The 19,190-nt window shown below is 61.3% G+C and carries 15 protein-coding genes; 8 read left to right on the forward strand and 7 right to left on the reverse strand.

Features of this window, described 5'->3' with window-relative positions; translation table 11 throughout:
* The first annotated feature begins 137 nt into the window (after nucleotides 1-137).
* The 3 genes from QMK47_RS14495 to QMK47_RS14505 are packed head-to-tail and all read left to right on the forward strand — an operon-like array spanning nucleotide 138 to nucleotide 3,045.
* A complete protein-coding gene (locus QMK47_RS14495; RefSeq protein ID WP_253474556.1) occupies nucleotides 138-698 on the forward strand; it encodes a TRAP transporter small permease in 561 nt (186 codons plus the stop codon).
* Nucleotides 695-1,975 (forward strand): TRAP transporter large permease subunit, encoded by a 1,281-nt coding sequence (locus QMK47_RS14500; RefSeq protein ID WP_253474558.1) that lies wholly within the window; start codon nucleotides 695-697, stop codon nucleotides 1,973-1,975. Before QMK47_RS14495 ends, QMK47_RS14500 begins: the two co-directional genes overlap by 4 nt.
* A 50-nt stretch (nucleotides 1,976-2,025) precedes the next feature.
* Nucleotides 2,026-3,045: a TRAP transporter substrate-binding protein gene (locus QMK47_RS14505; RefSeq protein ID WP_320390474.1), complete on the forward strand. Its 1,020-nt coding sequence runs from the start codon at nucleotides 2,026-2,028 to the stop codon at nucleotides 3,043-3,045.
* A gap of 218 nt (nucleotides 3,046-3,263) precedes the next feature.
* Here the strand turns inward: QMK47_RS14505 and QMK47_RS14510 are convergent, their stop codons facing one another.
* Nucleotides 3,264-4,055 (reverse strand): transporter substrate-binding domain-containing protein, encoded by a 792-nt coding sequence (locus QMK47_RS14510; RefSeq protein WP_258691157.1) that lies wholly within the window; start codon nucleotides 4,053-4,055, stop codon nucleotides 3,264-3,266.
* Between the two features lie 92 nt (nucleotides 4,056-4,147).
* Entirely contained in the window at nucleotides 4,148-4,801 is a 654-nt protein-coding gene (locus tag QMK47_RS14515; protein ID WP_253474567.1) for a TetR family transcriptional regulator, read from the reverse strand.
* Nucleotides 4,802-4,942: 141 nt separating this feature from the next.
* Between QMK47_RS14515 and QMK47_RS14520 the strand changes: the two genes are divergently transcribed.
* Entirely contained in the window at nucleotides 4,943-6,169 is a 1,227-nt protein-coding gene (locus QMK47_RS14520; protein ID WP_320390475.1) for an arabinose transporter, read from the forward strand.
* Nucleotides 6,170-6,223: 54 nt separating this feature from the next.
* Nucleotides 6,224-7,093, forward strand: coding sequence for an SDR family oxidoreductase (locus QMK47_RS14525; protein ID WP_320390476.1), 870 nt, complete (start codon nucleotides 6,224-6,226; stop codon nucleotides 7,091-7,093).
* A 105-nt stretch (nucleotides 7,094-7,198) separates the two neighbouring features.
* Here the strand turns inward: QMK47_RS14525 and QMK47_RS14530 are convergent, their stop codons facing one another.
* On the reverse strand, nucleotides 7,199-7,831 hold the full coding sequence (locus tag QMK47_RS14530) for a response regulator (RefSeq protein WP_214512347.1): 633 nt from the start codon (nucleotides 7,829-7,831) through the stop codon (nucleotides 7,199-7,201).
* Between the two features lie 31 nt (nucleotides 7,832-7,862).
* Nucleotides 7,863-9,224 carry a cache domain-containing protein gene (locus tag QMK47_RS14535; protein WP_253474575.1) on the reverse strand — a complete coding sequence of 454 codons (1,362 nt, stop codon included), beginning with the start codon at nucleotides 9,222-9,224 and terminating at the stop codon, nucleotides 7,863-7,865.
* A 314-nt stretch (nucleotides 9,225-9,538) separates the two neighbouring features.
* Here QMK47_RS14535 and QMK47_RS14540 point away from each other — a divergent pair, with 314 nt between their 5' ends.
* Nucleotides 9,539-11,599: a carbon starvation CstA family protein gene (locus tag QMK47_RS14540; RefSeq protein ID WP_253474578.1), complete on the forward strand. Its 2,061-nt coding sequence runs from the start codon at nucleotides 9,539-9,541 to the stop codon at nucleotides 11,597-11,599.
* A gap of 15 nt (nucleotides 11,600-11,614) precedes the next feature.
* Nucleotides 11,615-11,812, forward strand: a complete 198-nt coding sequence (locus QMK47_RS14545) for a YbdD/YjiX family protein (RefSeq protein WP_003201656.1) — start codon at nucleotides 11,615-11,617, stop codon at nucleotides 11,810-11,812.
* A gap of 558 nt (nucleotides 11,813-12,370) precedes the next feature.
* Here the strand turns inward: QMK47_RS14545 and QMK47_RS14550 are convergent.
* Nucleotides 12,371-14,167: a methyl-accepting chemotaxis protein gene (locus tag QMK47_RS14550; protein WP_320390477.1), complete on the reverse strand. Its 1,797-nt coding sequence runs from the start codon at nucleotides 14,165-14,167 to the stop codon at nucleotides 12,371-12,373.
* Nucleotides 14,168-14,457: 290 nt separating this feature from the next.
* Between QMK47_RS14550 and QMK47_RS14555 the strand changes: the two genes are divergently transcribed.
* Nucleotides 14,458-16,566, forward strand: a complete 2,109-nt coding sequence (locus tag QMK47_RS14555; RefSeq protein WP_320390478.1) for a TonB-dependent siderophore receptor — start codon at nucleotides 14,458-14,460, stop codon at nucleotides 16,564-16,566.
* A 70-nt stretch (nucleotides 16,567-16,636) separates the two neighbouring features.
* Here QMK47_RS14555 and QMK47_RS14560 read toward each other — a convergent pair whose 3' ends face one another.
* Both QMK47_RS14560 and QMK47_RS14565 read right to left on the reverse strand, forming a co-directional pair.
* The gene (locus tag QMK47_RS14560) at nucleotides 16,637-17,644 is read right to left on the reverse strand and encodes an acyltransferase family protein (protein WP_413817729.1); all 1,008 of its coding nucleotides are present in this window, start codon (nucleotides 17,642-17,644) and stop codon (nucleotides 16,637-16,639) included.
* A gap of 502 nt (nucleotides 17,645-18,146) precedes the next feature.
* On the reverse strand, nucleotides 18,147-19,190 hold the full coding sequence (locus QMK47_RS14565; protein WP_320390480.1) for an LLM class flavin-dependent oxidoreductase: 1,044 nt from the start codon (nucleotides 19,188-19,190) through the stop codon (nucleotides 18,147-18,149).

The raw sequence follows: 19,190 nt of genomic DNA on the forward strand, positions 1-19,190 counted from the left end.
GATGCCTTTCCCTCGCTCTGTCGCACCTGGTCTGGAGCCCCCGGCAATACCTGCGTCTGGATTCGATAGCGGACACCGCTACCGTTCCACCGCGCCGGTTGGACCCCCGGCATCCGACAATCCGAGAGGCCTTCAAGATGACAAAAGTCGTCGATCTGTATTTCAAGCTGCTCAAGCTACTGATCGTGTTGTGCATGGTCGCGATGATCGTGCTGGTGTTCGGCAATGTGGTGCTGCGTTATGCCTTCAACTCTGGCATCAGTGTGTCGGAGGAGCTGTCGCGCTGGTTCTTCGTCTGGATGATTTTTCTCGGTGCCCTGGTGGCGCTCAAGGACCGTGCTCACCTGGGCATGGACAGCCTGGTCAAGCGCCTGCCGCCGGCCGGCAAGCGTATCTGCCTGGTCATCAGCCATCTTTTGATGTTGTACATCTGCTGGCTGATTTTCAGTGGCAGTTGGCAACAGGCAGCGATCAACCTGAATGTAGTTGCCCCGGCGTCAGGATTGTCCATGGCGCTGTTTTATGGTGCCGGCCTGGTGTTTGGCGCCAGTGCCGCAGCGATCCTGTTTTACGAGCTCTACCTGGCGCTGTTCGGCAAGCTGGGGGATGACGAGTTGGTGATGGTCAAGGACAACGACGCCGAGGTGATCACGCCTAATCCCATCACCCCCGACCACATCAAGAGTACCCGCCCATGACACTGGTTATTTTCCTCGGGTCCTTGATTGGCAGCATGGCACTGGGCATGCCCATCGCGTTTGCCTTGCTGGTGGTCAGCGTGGCGTTGATGTTCTACCTGGATCTGTTTGACGCGCAAATCATTGCCCAGAACCTGCTCAACGGGGCGGACAGCTTCCCGCTGATGGCCGTGCCGTTCTTCATGTTGGCCGGCGAAATCATGAATGTCGGCGGCCTGTCCAAACGCATCGTCAACATTGCCATGGCGCTGGTGGGGCACAAGCGCGGAGGTCTCGGTTACGTGGCGATCATCGCTTCATGCCTGCTGGCATCGCTCTCCGGTTCGGCCGTGGCCGATGCGGCGGCACTGGCGGCGTTGCTGGTGCCGATGATGGTGTTGGCCGGGCATAACCGAGGGCGCTCGGCCGGTCTGATCGCTGCCGGTAGCATCATCGCACCGGTCATTCCGCCAAGCATTGGCTTCATCGTCTTTGGCGTGGCGTCCGGGGTGTCGATTTCCAAGCTGTTCCTGGCCGGTATTGTGCCGGGTCTGATGCTGGGGGCTTCGCTGGCCGTTGCCTGGTGGTACATCTCCCGCAGCGAGAACGTCGAGACGCCGCCCAAGCGTTCCCGTGCCGAAGTGCTGCGCACATTGCTCGACGGCAGTTGGGCGATGGGCCTGCCCTTGATCATCATCCTGGGCCTCAAGTTCGGCATCTTCACCCCCACGGAAGCCGCCGTGGTCGCGGCGGTCTATTCGCTGTTCGTGTCCCTGGTGATCTACCGGGAAATGAAAATCAGCCAGTTGTACGAAGTGATTCTGTCGTCGGCCAAGACCACCTCGGTGGTGATGCTCCTGGTGGCGGCGGCCATGGTTTCATCGTGGCTGGTGACCATCGCCGACCTGCCGGGCCAGTTGGCGGAAATGCTGGCGCCCTTCATGGACAACCAGACCCTTTTGTTGCTGGTGATGATGGCGCTGATCATCCTGGTGGGAACGGTGATGGACATGACCCCGACCATCCTCATCCTCACCCCGGTGCTGATGCCGGCAGTCATCCAGGCGGGGATCGACCCGGTGTACTTCGGCGTGCTGTTCCTGATCAACACAGCCATCGGCCTGATCACGCCTCCCGTGGGCACGGTGCTCAACGTGGTCTGCGGGGTGGCGAAGCTGGACTTCGAGGAAATCGTGCGCGGGGTGTGGCCGTTCATGTTTGCGCAGTTTGTGGTGCTGTTCTTGTTGGTCCTGTTTCCGCAATTGGTCCTGGGACCGTTGAAATTCTTCACCGGATAACACCGGTGCTGGCTAGCTCGACCTTAAAACAATAATGATCGGAGAGTGACATGGGACAACTGATGAAAACCCTGTTGGTCGGGGCGTGCGCAACGGGACTGCTGCTGGGTAGCGTGGTCAGTCACGCTGATGAAATTCGCGAGCGCACCCTGCGATTCGCGTTCCAGAACGTCAAGGAACATCCACAAGGGCAGGGCGCGCAGAAGTTCGCCGACCTGCTCAGCGAAAAGAGCGCTGGCAAGATCAAGGTCCGCCTGTTCCCCGGCGGTACCCTAGGCGGCGACGTGCAAACGGTGTCGGCGTTGCAGGGCGGTACGCTGGACATCACCGTGCTCAACTCCGGCATCCTGGCCGCCCAGGCACCGGATTATGCCATGCTCGATTTCCCGTTCCTGTTCAACAACGTCGAGGAAGCCCATGCGGTCATCGATGGGCCGGTCGGGCAGAAGCTGGCCGCGCAACTGGACAGCAAAGGGCTGGTCGGGCTGGGTTATTGGGACCTGGGTTTCCGTAACCTGACCAACAGCAAGCACCCGGTGACCAAGCTTGAAGACATGCAGGGCTTGAAGATTCGCGTCATCCAGTCGCCGATCTACCTGGAGACCTTCTCCGCCCTGGGCGCCAACCCGGTGCCGATGGCGTTCCCCGAGGTCTACACGGGCCTTGAGCAGCACACCATCGACGGTCAGGAAAACCCGTTCACCGTGATTGAGGGCAACAAGTTCTACGAGGTGCAGAAGTATCTCTCCGTCACGGGCCACATCTTCAACCCGCAGTCGTTGATCATCAGCCAGAAAACCTGGAACCGCCTCAACGACGATGAGAAGGCGATGATTCGCGCGGCCGCGACTGAGGCGCAGAAGTTCCAGCGTGAAGTCACGGCGGCGGGCATGGACAAGGCCAAGGTGACGTTGGCCGGCGCGATGACCGTGAACGAAGTCACCCCGGCCGAGAAAGATCGCTTTCGTGAGCGTGTGCAACCGGTGATCGACAAGTTTGCCAAATCCCTGGACGGCGACCTGGTGAAGACGATGTACGACGAAATCGCCAAGGTGCGGGCGGCGCAGTGAGGCAGATAGGTCAGTCCTGAACAGACCCAACCCCATGTGGGAGCGAGCTCGCTCCCACAGGAAATTTGCGGTGGACGCTAATCCCAAGGCCTGCACGACCCCATGTGGGAGCGAGCTTGCTCGCGATAGCGGTGCGTCAGCCAACATCAATGCGGTAGACGTGACGCCATCGCGAGCGAGCTCGCTCCCACAGGTTTTTTTGTTTCGTCAGCGAACGGTTATTGGGCGGCGGGAACGGCCAGCCATTGCCCAATCACTTTCTGGTAGCTGCCATTGGCCTTGCTCAGGTGCAGCCACTGATCGACGTACATCTTCCAGGTGTTGTCATCCCGAGGCAGCAGGTAGGCCTTCTCGCCATATTGCAGGTAGCGGGTCGGGTTGACCGCGCACAGGCCGGGCTTGAGCTTTTGCTGGTAGAGCGCTTCTGACGCGTCGGTAATCATCACGTCGGCTTTCTTGTCCAGCAGTTGCTGGAAGATGGTCACGTTGTCGTGGAAGTTCAACTGGCCGTTGGGCAGGAACGCCCGGACGAAGGCTTCGTTGGTGCCGCCGGCAGGCTCCACAAGACGCACCGAAGGCTGGTTCATCTGCTCAAGGGTCTGGTAGCGCTCCTTGTCTTCGCAACGCACCAGCGGGATCTTGCCATCCACGTCCAGGGTGTTACTGAAATAGGCTTTCTTCTGGCGCTCCAGCGTCACCGAAATCCCACCCATGCCGATGTCGCATTGACCGGCAACCATATCCGGCATCAGGGTTTTCCAAGTGGTCTGCACCCATTGCACTTTGACGCCCAGGCTGGCGGCCAGCGAGCGCGCCATGTCGATGTCGATGCCTTCGTATTCGCCGGTTTCGGTTTTAAAGGTATAGGGCTTGTAGTCGCCGGTGGTGCACACCTTCAGTTCGCCGCGTTGCAGGACCTGGTCCAGCAGCGAAGGTGCCGGTTCGGCCAGGGCGCCGCCGGAGAGCGCCAACAGGCCACAGAGCGTCATCGAGCTTGTTATGTTTTTCATAGTGATTGGACGTCTCGTAACTGTAGGGAACAAGACCGGGGAGTGTAGTGAAAGCGGCTGCTCGCTGTCACGGCGGTGTTGATCGTGAACAGTCAGCCGAGCGTAGTCTCGGGAGGCTGTCGCTGCAGGCTGTCCAGGTAGGCGCAGAACATATCGGCCATGGCGTCGCTATAGATGGCAACTTCCACGGGAGAACGGGGTGCGGATGAAAATCGCTTGCCCACGGTACTCAGCGTGGTGATCACCAGGTCACCTGCCAGGGCGCGGGCCTGTGCCGGGACGGCTGGCAGTGCTTGCAGCATGAAGGTGTCCACCGACTGCTGTACCGCCATCCGTGCGGCCTGGTGCTCGGGGGCGTCGCGGTAGAGTGGTGCGGCGTCGTTGAGCGCGACGCGTATCTGGGCCTCGTCGCATTCGGACTGGATGAACGCCCGCACGAGGTTGCGCAGTCGCTCGAAGGGTGGCTTGCGGTTGTCCTCAAGGATCTCGCGCAGCATATCGCTGGTTTGTCGCCATTCATCACTTTGCAGGCGGAACAGGATCGCCGCTTTGTTCGGGAAGTACTGATACACCGAGCCGACGCTCACGCCGGCTCGCTCGGCAACCCGGGCCACCGTGAAACGTGCCGCGCCCTGGGTCGCCAGAACCTGAACAGCCGCCTCCAGAACGGCGGCGACGAGCTCGGTGGAACGTGCCTGTTGCGGCTGTTTGCGCGAGGAAATCTGCGGGCTTGAGCGTTCGGACATACGGGCATGAGCCTCGGAAGGGAATGCGAATAGGAAATGCGACGGATTGTTCGTATCTTGAATGCGACGAATTGATCGCATTTTAGTCGGCTCCACAGACAACGTTCAACGTCACATCGCATTCTTTCTGTGAGTAGGGTTATGACTCAAAAAAACGTTCATCAGGGCGCCTCCTTGGCGCCCCAGGCAACCGTTGACGCCAAGCCGGTGCTCAAGCTGTTGCCACTCACGCTGACGGTATTCATCGGTTTTCTGACCCTGGGCATGCAATTGCCGGTATTGCCCCTGCACCTGCATGACACGCTGGGCATGGGCACGCTGGTCATCGGCTTGGTGGTCGGCGCACAATTTGCCGCGGCGCTGTTGTCCCGCGCCTGGGCCGGCAACTTCGCCGACATGCGCGGTGGCAAGCGCGCCGTCATGGTCGGCCTGGTGACGGCGGCGGTTTCCGGGCTGGCTTATCTGGTTTCCCTGGCGTTCGTTGCCACGCCCGTCACGTCGGTCTGGCTCTTGCTGGGCGGGCGTGTCCTGTTGGCGCTGGGCGAAAGCCTGATCGTCACCGGCGCGTTGGGGTGGGGCATCGGTCTGGTCGGCGCGCAGCATGCCGGCAAGGTCATGGCCTGGAATGGTATCGCCATGTACGGCGCCTATGCCCTGGGCGCTCCGCTCGGCGTGGCGCTGAATAGCGGCTGGGGGTTCACCGGCATTGCCGTCGCGACGATTTTCATCCCGCTGCTGGCGCTGGCGATTGTCGCGGGTGTCCGGGCTGTCGCCCCTACGGCGACCCGGCGGGCACCGTTCTACAAGGTGCTGGGCGCGGTGTGGGTGCCAGGCATGGGGTTAGCGTTTTGCAGCGTTGGCTTCGGTGTCATCACGGCTTTTATCGCACTGTTGTTTGCGGCCAGGGATTGGGGCAATGCCTCTCTGGCGTTTACCGCGTTCGGGCTGGCGTTCATCGGTGCGCGCCTGCTCTTTGGGCACCTTCCAGACAAGATCGGCGGCGCGCGTGTCGCCCTGGTCTGTGTGGTGATCGAAGCCGTCGGGCAATTGCTGATCTGGGGCGCCGACACTGCGGTGATGGCCTATCTGGGCGCAGCGCTCACCGGCTTCGGCTATTCCCTGGCCTTCCCGGGCTTTGGGGTGGAGGCGGTGAAGCGCGCGCCACCGCAGAACCGCAGTCTCGCCATGGGGGCCTATGTCGCGTTCCTGGACATTTCCCTGGGGCTGAGCAGCCCGTTGGCTGGGGCGTTGGCGGGCACATGGGGGATCGGCGCGGTTTACCTGGGCGGGGCCGTGACGGTGATGCTGGCCTTTGTCGTGGCGCTGACATTGATGATGCCAGGGGTACAAGGCCGGCAGCCGGCTTGAGCTGCGCCAGAAGTGAGTCTGTGTTGCTCGATGGTTCTAATCAGGAGTTGAAACATGCATGTATTCGTTACCGGTGCCACGGGCTGGGTTGGGTCTGCCGTGGTCCAGGAATTGATCGGTGCCGGCTATCAGGTCACCGGCCTGGCCCGTTCCGATGACAAGGTTGCCGCACTGGCCGCGACCGGCGCGAGGGTGGTCCGCGGGACATTGGATGACCTCGACGTCCTATACCAGGCGGCTTCGGCGGCGGACGCGGTGATTCACACCGCGTTCAATCATGACTTCTCGCGGTTTGCCGAGAACGCTGAGCAGGACCGCCATGTGATCGAAGTATTGGGCAGCGCGCTGCAGGGAACCGAACGGCCGCTGCTGGTGACGTCCGGCCTGCTGGGCTTGACCCAGGGGGCGAGTGAGCTGGAGGTGCCCAGCCCAGCTTCGCCGCGTAAATCCGAAACGGCGGCCCGGACGCTGGTCGAGCGCGGTGTGCACTGCGCGACCGTGCGGCTGGCACCCTCGGTCCATGGCCTCGGTGACCACGGGTTCGTTCCGATCCTGATTCGCCTGGCCCGGGAGACGGGCGTTTCGGCCTATCTTGGGGATGGCGTCCACTGCTGGTCGGGCGTGCACCGGCTGGACGCCGCACGGGTCTATCGGCTGGCGCTGGAGCAGGGCGTGACGCAGTCCGTCTACCATGCCGTCGCCGACGAGGCTGTGCCGTTCAAGGACATTGCCCAGGCGATCGGTCGTGGCCTGGGGTTGCCGGCGGAATCCCGGGAGCGTGAGCATTTCGGCTGGTTCGCCCACATGGCGGGCGCGAACATGGCGGTGTCCAGCGCATACACCCGTGCCTTGTTGGGCTGGACGCCGAGCGGCCCGAGTCTGTTGGCCGATCTTGAACAGCCTGGCTATTACCACGCCGATTGAAATGAATAACCTGTGGCGAGGGAGCTTGCTCCCGCTGGGTTGCGCAGCGACCCCAATATTTTACGGTCGCTGCGCAACCGAGCGGGAGCAAGGGCTGTGTGAGGTCTAGCGGGAAATGATCCCGTGGTCGATCGCGTATTTCACCAGGGCTGCGGGTTTGTCGATGTTCAGCTTGCGGCGAATGCTCAGGCGATGGGTCTCGACGGTGCGTACGCTGATGTCCAATTCACGGGCCATTTCCTTGTTGTTCAGGCCCTGGACCATTTTGGACAACACCTGGCTCTCGCGCGGCGTCAGCTCGTTATCGGTGTGCGGGTCGGTGGCGAGCCGCTGGGCGATCTCGGCACTGTAGAACGTGCCGCCGCTGATGATGGCTTCGATGGCCGCGATGATTTCCCGCGACGGCGCGTTCTTGAGTACGTAGCCGCTGGCGCCGGAGCGCACGGACTCGCTTACGTACTCGTAATTGTCGTACATGCTGAGGATGAGGATCTTGAGGCTGGGGTATTGCTTGCCCAGCAGCCGGGTCAACTCGAGCCCGTTCATGTCCTTGAGGCTGATGTCCATCAGCAGCAGGTCCGGTTGGCTGCGACCGACCATTTCAATCGCTTGCGCACCGTTCTCGGCTTCGCCCACCACGTCCAGTCGGGGCATTACGGACAGCAGCGCCTTGATGCCGTCGCGGACCAGGGAGTGATCATCGACCAGCGCGACGCGAATCACCGGAGGCAGGTTCATCGGCAGGTGCTCTTGTTGGAAGGGGCGCGCATCAGTTTTCCGTTACCGAGAGGTTCATGGGCAGCAGGATGTCCAGTTCGCTTCGTCCCGGTGCCGAGGTCACCTCCAGGCGTCCGCCGAAATGCTCGACCCGTTCGCGGATATTGCGCAGGCCGATGCCGGCGTGGCCGCGTTCTACTTGCGGGACGTTGAAGCCCATCCCATCATCCACCACCGTCAGGCGCAAGGACTGGCTGGAGCCGAACAGAGTGATGCCGACGCTTTTCGCCCCGGCATGGCGCTCGATATTGGTCAGGGCTTCCTGGGCAATGCGGAACAGTGAGACAGGGGCGCCATTTTCCAGGCGGCAATCGAATTCGTTGCTTCGGTAGGACACTTCAAGCCCGCTGCGCTGTTGGAACTCGGTCGCGAGCTGGCCGATGGCGGCGGGCAGGCCCAGGGTGTCGAGCAGGGACGAGCGCAAGTCGTGGGAGATGCTACGGATCTCGCCGATGGCTTCGCCCAACCGGTCGGTCGCGTTCTTGAGGATGCCCAGGCCGTTTTCCTGGCCGTTTTCCAACACATGGCTGGCCAGTTCGAACTGGAATTTTATCGACACCAGCAACTGGCTGATGCCGTCGTGGAGCTCGCGAGAGACCCGCGAGCGCTCCTCTTCCTGCAAGCTGACGATGCGCTGGTTCAGCCGCTGCAGCTTTTTATCGGCCAGGCGATGTTCGCTGACGTTGAGGGTCATGCCGCCGGCAAATACCAGCAGGACCGCTACCAAGGCGATCGCGGCGATGGCTTGCATGGTGCTGTGGATGCCACGGGCAACTTCGTCGCGGGCTTGCTGGGTGGCGCGCTCGACATCCTCCAGGTAAATCCCGGTGCCGAGCATCCAGCCCCATTGATCGAGCATCACGACATAGGCCAGCTTGTCGGTCACCTGGCCGGAGGAGGGCTTGTTCCAGGCATAGCGCTGGAACCCTTCGCCTGACTCGGCGCTTTTGAGCAATGCCTGGATGACCGGCAGGCCGTGGGGGTCCTTCATGTCCCAGAGGTATTGCCCCACCAGTTCCGACTGGCGGGCATGCATGAGGCTGCGGCCCTGGCGGTCATACACGAAAAAATAACCGTTGATGCCGAAGCTGAGCTTGCGCAGTTCTTCCAGGACCTGCTGCTGCGCGCGCTCGTCCCCCCGGCCGTTGTCGTACAGCGGGGCGATCAGGCTCTGCGCCATCTCGACATAGTTCTTCAGCTCCGCGCGCTTGCTCGCCAGGATGCTGTCTTCGATCAGTTGCGCCTGTTGATCGCCCAACTGGCGATTGAGCGAGATCACCAAGGCACAGATGACCGCGATGGCCAGGACCAGCGGCAAAATCCCGAGGGCGACGATTTTGTGTTTGAGCAGCATCTGTACTCCTGTCCGGACTCGGCGGGGAGGCGAATGGCGGCATCATATGCCAAACCCATGGGTGAGGCATAAAACCTGTGGCGCAAGACATGTGGGAGCAAAGCTTGCTCGCGATGCAGGCGCCGCGGTTTATGAAAGACCGTATTGACTCTATCGCGGGCAAGCCTTGCTCCCACAGGGGGAATTGGGGTTCTACGTAGTACTACGGATTTATTTATTGACCCATTACAGGGATATTGGGCCGGCTCCGAATAGCCGGGGCACACTATAAAAACAATCGCCGCAATCCACTGGATATCGGCAGGAGACACGCAATGACAACCCGTCTGGTTAAACACCTCGCCTGGTTTGCCGTGGCTGTTCTGGGAGCCTGTGCGTTGAGTGTCGTGGCCTTGCGCCGCGGCGAACCCATCAACGCCCTCTGGATCGTCGTCGCAGCCGTGGCCATCTACCTGGTCGCCTACCGCTACTACAGCCTCTTCATCGCCAACAACGTGATGCAACTCGATGCGCGCCGGGCCACCCCTGCCGTGCTCAATAACGATGGCCTGGACTACGTCCCGACCAACAAACACATTCTCTTCGGTCACCACTTCGCGGCCATTGCCGGCGCGGGGCCGTTGGTTGGGCCGGTGCTGGCGGCGCAGATGGGCTACCTGCCCGGTACACTCTGGCTGATCGCTGGCGTGGTGCTGGCCGGTGCGGTGCAGGACTTCATGGTCCTGTTCCTGTCCACCCGCCGCAACGGGCGTTCCCTGGGTGACATGGTCCGTGAGGAAATGGGCCGCGTCCCTGGCACCATCGCGCTGTTCGGCTGCTTCCTGATCATGATCATCATCCTCGCGGTGCTGGCGCTGATCGTGGTCAAGGCCCTGGCCGAGAGCCCATGGGGCATCTTCACGGTGATGGCGACCATCCCGATCGCGATGTTCATGGGCATCTACATGCGCTACATCCGCCCGGGCCGCATTGGTGAAATCTCGGTGATTGGCGTGCTGTTGCTGCTGGGCTCGATCTGGCTGGGCGGGCAAATTGCTGCCGATCCGGTCTGGGCCAAGGCCTTTTCCTTCACCGGGATCCAGATCACCTGGATGCTGATCGGCTACGGTTTTGTCGCGGCGGTGCTGCCGGTGTGGCTGATCCTGGCGCCGCGGGACTACCTGTCGACATTCCTCAAGATCGGCACCATCGTCGCCCTGGCGATCGGCATCCTGGTCACCATGCCCGAGCTGAAAATGCCGGCGCTGACCCAGTTCACCGACGGCACCGGGCCGGTATGGAAGGGCGGTCTGTTCCCGTTCCTGTTCATCACCATCGCCTGCGGCGCGGTCTCGGGTTTCCACGCGCTGATCTCCTCGGGCACCACGCCCAAGCTCTTGGATAACGAAACCAACGCCCGCTACATCGGTTACGGCGGCATGCTGATGGAGTCCTTCGTGGCGATCATGGCCATGGTCGCGGCTTCGGTCATCGAGCCGGGCGTGTACTTCGCCATGAACAGCCCGGCGGCGATCGTCGGCGGTGACGTGGTGGCCGTGGCCCAGACCGTCAGCAGCTGGGGTTTTGCAATCACCCCCGAGGCGCTGCAAGCGGTGGCCAAAGACATCGGCGAGACCACCGTGCTGGCCCGTGCCGGCGGTGCGCCGACCCTGGCGGTCGGTATTGCGCAGATCCTGCACTCGGTGCTGCCGGGTGAGAACACCATGGCGTTCTGGTACCACTTCGCGATCCTGTTCGAAGCGCTGTTCATCCTCACCGCCGTGGACGCCGGCACCCGTGCCGGGCGGTTCATGCTGCAGGACTTGCTCGGCTCGTTCGTGCCTTCGCTCAAGCGCACCGAATCCTGGCCGGCCAACCTGATCGCCACCGCCGGTTGCGTAGCGATGTGGGGCTACCTGCTGTACCAGGGCGTGATCGATCCGCTGGGCGGCATCAATACCTTGTGGCCGCTGTTCGGCATCTCCAACCAGATGCTGGCCGGTATCGCCCTGATGCTCGCCACCGTGGTACTGATCAAGATGAAGCGCCAGCGCTACGTCTGGGTCACGCTGCTGCCGGCGGCCTGGCTGCTGATCTGCACCACCACCGCGGGCCTGATCAAGCTGTTCGACGCCAACCCGGCGATCGGCTTCCTGGCCCTGGCGCGCAAATACAACGATGCCCTGGCCGCCGGCCAGGTCCTGGCCCCGGCCAAGAGCATTGAGCAGATGCAGCACGTGGTGTTCAACGCCTACACCAACGCGACGCTGACGGCATTGTTCCTGTTCGTGGTCTTCAGCATCCTGTTCTACGCGCTCAAGGTCGGCATCGCCGCCTGGGGCACCAAGGAGCGCACGGACAAGGAAGCGCCATTCCAGGCCTTGCCGGACGCTTGATAGGGGATTGCAACGATGTTCAATGACTTGAGTCGCCTCGGTAAATACCTCGGTCAGGCCGCCCGCCTGATGGTCGGCATGCCCGACTACGACAACTACGTCGAGCACATGCAAACCAAGCACCCGGACAAACCGTTGATGGACTACGAGGCGTTCTTTCGCGAACGCCAGGAGGCCCGTTACGGCGGCAAGGGTGGGCCCAAGTGCTGTTGAACTGAGGTCGATCCCCTTGTGGGAGCGAGCTTGCTCGCGATAGCGGAGTATCAGTCACGATGATGGCGACTGACCCGACGCCATCGCGAGCAAGCTCGCTCCCACAGTTGTTTTGGGGGGCTCAGAACTTCCATACCCCACAGTTGTTTTGGGTGGGGCTCAGAACTTCCATACCCCACAGTTGTTTTGGGTGGGGCTCAGGACTTCCATACCCCACAGTTGTTTTTGGGTGGGGCTCTCAGGACTTCCATACCCCACAGATCCCTTGTGGGAGCGAGCTTGCTCGCGATAGCGGAGTGTCAGTCACGATGATGGCGACTGACCCGACGCCTTCGCGAGCAAGCTCGCTCCCACATTTTTTTTGGGGTGTTCTCAGGATTGTTTACGCCACAAATTCCCTGTGGGGGGGGGCTCCCCCCCCCGGGGCTCGGCGGGGGGCCCTCGTCGGCCGTCCCGGCCGCCCGGCTTTTGCGGTTGCTGCGCTGCGGAGGCGGGCGGGAGGCCCCCCCCGCCACAACCTAGCGAAGGGGTAGTTGTCTGGCTTGGTTCCGGTGTTGATCACTCCGCCAACAACACCGCCGCATCGAAGCCCACTCGCAAATTGCCCCAATGACGGCCGCCGAAGAAGAACGGTACGTCGATCTCGGTCATGATTTCCCCGGTATCGCGCAGGTAGGTCTGGAGCAGGAAACGCTGGACGTTGCCCGCCGCACGCAGGCCGATCGGGTCGTTGAAGATGCGCTTGTTGCGGCACACCGGCAAATCCACCGCCCGGTCGCCGGTCGGCGGCTTGGAGACCCAGCTGTTGTTCACCGGGCAGTAGCCCTTGCTGTCGACAATGAACGAAACCTTGCCACCCGGCGTGCTGCGGGTGAGTTTGTCGCATTCTTCCTGGCAGACCTGGGCAAAGCGTTCGGTATAGCTGGCCATGTACTGCTTGGGATCGGTGCCGGGAATCAGTTGGTAATTCTGATCGAACAGGTTCTGACCTTCGCGTTGCAGCGCCTCCAGGCGGACCTGAAGCGTGTCGCGGCACTCGCTGGCGCGGGTGATGGCGGCATCCAGCTTGCCGTGGCCGAGCACGAAGCGACCCAGCAGCGCCTGGACCTTTTCGGCCACGCCGGACAGGTCGCGGGTGGCCGTTGCCGAATGCTGCATGCGCTGGTCGATCAACTGGCTGTCGGCGTGGATCTGGGTGACCCGGTCGTTGATCCCCGTGTTGCTGTCGGCGAACTGCTGGATATGGGTCGCGATGTCCGCCAGCTTGCCGTTGGTGGATTCGAAATCGCCGATCATGCTTTCAAAATGGCCAGAGGCGCGTTCCACCACTTTCTGGGTTTCCCGGGCGCTGTGGCTGATCTGGGTGGTCTGTTCGTGGGTGGAGCTGACTTCATCGAGCATGGCGTCGATGTTGCGTGAGATGTCATCGGTGGCCCGGCTGACGTTTTGTGCCAGGGTCCGCACTTCATCGGCGACCACCGCGAAGCCCCGGCCGCTTTCGCCGGCCCGGGCGGCTTCGATGGCGGCATTGAGCGCCAGCAGGTTGGTCTGGGCAGAGATCTGCTGGATCAACCCGACAATCGACTTGATGCTTGAGGAACGCTGGTTCAAGGCGCTCACCAGCGTGGCAAATTCACCGAGGCTGCTGGAGATTTCGCTGATGTTGCCAGTCACTTCCAGCAGCTCGGCATAAGAGTCGCGGGCCATGCTCAGGTTCTGGGCGGTGGTGCTGGAGATGCCCTGGGTCTGGCGCGAGACTTCTTCGATGCGGCCCACGGCGGTGTTGCTCTGGTCCATGACTTCCTTGGCGAAGCGGGCCTGGTGGGTGGCACTGTCGCTGGAATCGCTGATGTTCTTCAACGAGCGGGCCGATTCGACGGCGATGTGCACGGTCAGTGCCTGGACGTTGCTGATGATCTCCCGCTGCTTGGCCAGGAAACGGTTGCAAGTGCCGGCCAGCACGCGGATTTCGTCGTGAGTCACCAGCGGCAGGTCCTTGGACAGGTCACCTTCGCCGTTGGCGATCTCTTCCAGGGCCTTGGTCATGGCGGTGACGGGGCGCACGATGAGGTGGCGGAAATACCAGACCATGAAGCTGATCATGCACAGCGTCAGGAACGCGCCGAAGAGCAGGGCATGGGTGAGGCTGTCGAGCCGACCTTCGATCTGCCCCAGCAAGGCGCCGTCCAACTGCGCGTTGCGCAGCTGCAGCAGGATCTCGGCACGGGCGTTGAGGGCCACCCAGTACAGCAAGCCACTGACCAGCACCAACAGGAAAAGGCTCGACAGTTTTTTGGTGAGGGTATCGAAAAACTGCATCTCGATAGACTCGTACAAGGCCTTTAACGTCTGCATGCCGCTGCTCCTGGGCAAAAAAATCTCTCAATGGAATACATTCGACCGCGCGCGCCAAAGCTTTAGGGCAGTTGGGCGATTTGATATCACTGTTCGCGAAATCTGTGGGAGCGAGCCTGCTCGCGATAGCGGTGGGTCTGTTGCATTGGTGTTGAATGTACCGCTGCTATCGCGCGCAAGCTCGCTCCCACAGGGGTTCGGGGGGATCATCATTTGATACAAAAGATTTACTGGGAATCATTCTCAAAGTATATTTGCTCTCATTAACGTCCCTTCTATGAGTGCGCGTCTTGAAACGTTCCACCTCCCTCGCTAATCGCAACGTCTTTATCAAGTGTGTGTTGCCAACGCTGTCCTGCTGCTTTATTGCCAGCCCATTGTGGGCGCAGGACACTCTCGAACTGCCGGCCACGGACATCCAGGGCAGTCGCGTCACTCAGGACGAGGGCTATACGACGTCGCAAGCCAGCACGGCGAGCAAGAGCGATGTACCGATCAAGGAAGAAGCGCAATCGATCAACGTGGTGACCCAGCAGACCCTGGCCGACTATCAGGTGCGCTCGCTGAGCGACGCGATGAAGTTCGTCAGCGGGGTTAGCCAGGGCAACACCCTGGGCGGCTCGCGAGACTCGCTGGTCAAGCGCGGGTTTGGCACCAACGACGACGGCTCGATCCTGCGCGACGGCGTGCGCTCGAACCTGGGGCACAACTTCAGCGCCACCACCGAACGGGTCGAAGTGCTCAAGGGCCCGGCCTCGATGCTGTACGGCGCGCTGGAGCCTGGCGGCCTGGTCAACGTCATCAGCAAGAAACCGGAGTACACGCAAACCACCACGTCGAGCGGCTCGGCCTACAGCGAAGGCGGCGGCACCATGGCCCTGGACACCACTGGGCCGCTGGGGGACACCGGGTTGGCTTATCGTTTGATTGCCGAGCGCGGGCATGAGGACTACTGGCGCAACTATGGGGTCAATGAGAGCACGCTGGTGGCGCCGTCCCTGGCCTGGACGGGGGAGCGGGCTTCGTTGAATCTCAGCTATGAGTACAACGAATATTCCAATCCGTTTGATCGGGGGACGGTGTTCACTGATGGTCATCCAGCAGACATTGACTACAACAAGCGCCTGGATGAGCCGTGGGCCAAGAGCGTGGGGATTCGTGAGACGGCCACCGCTCGGTTCGAGTATGAATTGAGTGAAGCGTGGAAAACTCGTGTGACCTACGGGTGGAACAACGACCGGTACAGTCTTTCGATTGCGCAGCCGCGGCTGTCAAACGGAGTTTTCCAGCGTGCCGCCAACGGCGCGCATTATGACGATGAAACCCGCTACGCCAGTTGGGATTTCATGGGCAAGCAGGAACTGTTCGGCCAGCGTCATGACCTGTTAATCGGCGTCGACAATCAGGTGTCCGATCAATTCCGTGGCAAAACCTATCGCGGCGCTTATCAACCAGGCTTTGACCCTGCGGCACCGGTGTATGGTGGCCTGGGGGAGCCGAGCAGGGTGGATGCGCCGCAAAGCAACTTGAGCAACAAACTGACCTCCAGCTCGGTGTATCTGAAGGACAACTGGCACCTTGATGATCGCTGGATCCTGGTCTTCGGGGGGCGCTACCAGCATTACGATCAATACGCTAACCAAGGCATGATCAAGCGGGTCAATGTTCGCGACGACAATGGCGACGCCTTCGTTCCGTTCCTGGGACTGGTCTATAAAGCCACCGAGACCCTGTCGTTGTATGGCAACTACAGCCGGTCGTTCAAGCCTAATGATGTGGTCGACAAGAATAGTCGTACCTTCCAACCAGAGGAGGGCCGCAGCTACGAAATCGGCGCCAAGTACGATCCGCTGCCGGGATTGAACATCAACCTCGCTTTGTTCGACATCGTCAAAAAGAACGTAGTCACCACCGTTGACGAAGTCTCGGAAGCCGCCGGCAAAGTCGGCTCCCAAGGCCTGGAACTCGACATCACTGGTCGTCTGGCTGAGCGTTGGGACTTGATCGGCACCTATGCCTACACCCATACAGAAATACTTGATGATCCCAAGGACGAAGGCCATCGCCTCGCCGATGCGCCAAAGCACACCGCCAGCCTATACCTGAGCCACCATCTGAACGTGCCAGCCGAATTCGGTGCCTGGCACGCCGGTGCCGGCGCCCGCTACGTCGGCGAACGCGCCGCCAACAAGGCCAACGAATTCTGGCTGAGCAGCTACACGGTCGCCGACGCCTTCCTGCGCTGGGAGTCGCCGGTGCTGGGGCACAAAACCTCGCTGCAACTGAACGTCGACAACCTGTTCGACAAGCAGTACTACCCGTCTTCCACGGGGAGCGAATTGCAGGTCAACGTCGGCGAGCCGCGTACCGCCAGGCTGAGCGCCAGCGTGACGTTCTGATTCGGCTGCGCTGAAACACAAAATGCCCGGGACCAGCGTCCCGGGCATTTTTTTGTACGGCAGTCAGAGGTTAAGCCGCCGTGCTGCCAACGGAAACCTGCGTGGCGTCGTACTTAACGCCCGCCCTGAGGGCATGACGAAGCTTCAGCGCCGGTCGCTCGACCCCGTAGTACGAAATACCACTCAAGGCGAACGACAGCACCAGCACCGCCGTGATGATCAGGATGCTGTACTCCATCGGCCAGAATGCCCGCAACACGTACATCACCACAAAATGGTTGAGAAACACGCCGTAGCTGATATTTCCCAGGAACTCATCGAGCCGGTGATGCTTCAACCTGCTGAGCAGAAAAACCGCCGGCAGGCCCAGGGCAATGCCCAGGGTCACCTCTGCGTTGAACGGCCGACGCGGAATGATCCCCACGACAATGGCGAGAAACATCAATGCTGCAACGAATCCGGTAACGAACGCGATCCACAGCCACCTGGCCTGGGCCCGATACAGGTAGCTGCCGCAGAGGAAAATGAACAGCACACCCGGCAGCAGGCGGTAGCCATAGATGTCGGTGTTGAGGTAACCCAGCGAGGCGACCATGAACACCGTTACGGACAGCGCAAAGGCGATACCTCGTGTCCTGTAGAGGATCAGGAGCGGGATCAACAGGTAAAAGCACATTTCCAGGCCCAGGGACCAAGCGGGTGGCAGGATCTCGGGCACGGTGATGCCAAACATGTAGAAGCCCAGCGGCACGATCGGCAGGCTGGTGGCGATGTTCTCGAGCGTCAGCGCGGCTGCCTGGGGTGTTCCCGGCAGAAGGAAATGGATCACCGCGCAGGACAGGACGAAGTACACCAGAAACTGTGGGTACAGCCTTAGCAATCGATCCATGTAGAACAGGCCGATTTGCCCTGGGGTGTTGTAGGTCCTCTCGATCAACGAGGTCATCACGAAGCCGCTGATGATCAAAAAGGACACCACGGCAACGACGCCGGGGTTAATACCCATGAACGTCACGCCCATATGAGAAACCGCTACCAGCATGGCCAGCAGCAACCGATAAACCCCCACGCGCATCATCCTTAATCAGAGTTGATCCGTTTGCGCGGTACGGTATGTGGCTTTGCGAGCCGTTAATAGCGGTTTGCGGAGCGATGGCGGGGCAGTGGGGGCAATTGTCACATTTGACACACATGTTTCAGTTGGAGGGCCATCGCGAGCAGGCTCGCTCCCACAGGACTGGTGGCGTACCCGGATGTCGCGTACGCCGCAGGACCCTTGTGGGAGCGAGCCTGCTCGCGATGGCGGAGTGTCCTTCACAGAGATGTTGAATGTACTGGCCCAATCGCGAGCAAGCTCGCTCCCACAGGACTGGTGGCGTACCCGGATGTCGCATACGCCGCAGGCCCCTCTGTGGGAGCGAGCCTGCTCGCGATGGCGGAGTGTCTGTCACAGAGATGTTGAATGTACTGGCCCAATCGCGAGCAAGCTCGCTCCCACAGGACTGGTGGCGTACCCGGATGTTGCGTACGCCGCAGGACCCTTGTGGGAGCGAGCTTGCTCGCGATGGCGATGTCACTGATCACCGAAACACCGGCACCACCTGCTGGATAAACAGCTCCAGGGATTTTTTCTTTTCAGCATGGGGCAAGCTGTTGTCGCACCAGAAGCTGAACTCATCCACCCCCAGTTCCTGGTAATACTTGATCCGCTCAATGATTTCCTGCGGAGTGCCGATCATGGTGTTCTTGCGGATGTTCTCCAGTTGGAACTCCGGGCGCTCGGCGAACTTTTCTTCCGGGGTTGGCGCGAGGAAGCCGTTGACCGGCACTTGTTTGTTGCCGAACCAGGCATCGAAGGTGCGATAGAACTTCGAGATCGCCTGGGCGCCGACCTTCCAGCCTTCGGGATCATCCACCGCATGCACATGGGTGTGGCGCAAGACCATCAATTGCGGGCGCGGTACGTCGGGGTTGTTGTCCAGGGCGGCCTGGAACTTGTTCTTCAGGTCCAGGACTTCCTCATCGCCCTTCATCAACGGTGTGACCATCACGTTGCAGCCGTTGGCGACGGCGAAGTTGTGGGAGTCCGGGTCGCGGGCGGCGATCCACATCGGCGGGTGAGGTTTGCGGATTGGCTTGGGCACGCAGGTGGAAGTGGGGAATTTCCAGATCTCGCCATCATGGGCGTAGTCGCCTTGCCACAGGGCGCGCACCACCGGGACCATTTCCCGCAGGGCCTGGCCGCCGGAGGAAGCCGGCATGCCGCCGGCCATGCGGTCGAACTCCACCTGGTAGGCGCCCCGGGCCAGGCCGACTTCCATGCGGCCATTGCTGATCACGTCCAGCAGCGCGCATTCGCCGGCCACCCGCAGCGGGTGCCAGAACGGCGCGATGATGGTGCCGGCACCCAGGTGGATGGTGGTGGTCTTGCCGGCCAGGTACGCCAGCAGCGGCATCGGGCTTGGCGAGATGGTGTATTCCATGGCGTGGTGTTCGCCGATCCACACGGTGCTGAAGCCGCCGGCCTCGGCCAACAGGGTCAGCTCGCTCAGGTCTTCGAACAACTGGCGATGGCTGACGCTTTCGTCCCAGCGCTCCATGTGTACGAACAGGGAAAATTTCAT

This window comes from Pseudomonas sp. P9_35, from assembly GCF_034008205.1.
In the GTDB taxonomy this organism is placed as follows: domain Bacteria; phylum Pseudomonadota; class Gammaproteobacteria; order Pseudomonadales; family Pseudomonadaceae; genus Aquipseudomonas; species Aquipseudomonas kilonensis.